Source organism: Ensifer sp. ENS08 (assembly GCF_014852195.1).
Lineage (GTDB): Bacteria > Pseudomonadota > Alphaproteobacteria > Rhizobiales > Rhizobiaceae > Ensifer > Ensifer adhaerens.
In genome coordinates this window covers 1-297 of sequence record NZ_JACVBF010000078.1, presented here as the reverse complement: position 1 = coordinate 297, position 297 = coordinate 1, and the positions used below count along the sequence as shown (strand labels likewise).

The window sequence follows — 297 nt, the reverse complement described above, 5'->3', positions numbered from 1 at the left end:
GCCCTCGCGCCGCCCTGCCGGAACTGGCCGCCGCCACCTCCGAAAGCCGCTTTGCCCGACTGACGCTGACGATCACGGCGCTCGCCTTCGTCGCACTGTTTTTGCTTTTGCCGCTCGCCGCCGTCTTCACCGAGGCGCTGCGCAAGGGCGTGACGGAATTCGTGCTGGCGCTTGGCGATGCCGAAACCTTTTCGGCCATCCGCCTGACGCTGATCGTCGCCGCCATCGCCGTGCCGCTCAACCTCGTCTTCGGCGTGGCCGCCGCCTGGGCGATCGCCAAGTTCGAGTTCAAGGGCA

At 67.7% G+C, this 297-nt stretch carries 1 pseudogene; it reads left to right on the top strand.

Annotation, left to right across the window (positions count from 1 at the left end):
* Positions 1 to 14: 14 nt before the first annotated feature.
* Positions 15 to 297 (top strand): annotated as a pseudogene (gene cysW, locus IB272_RS35755) (sulfate/thiosulfate ABC transporter permease CysW); the annotation flags it as partial.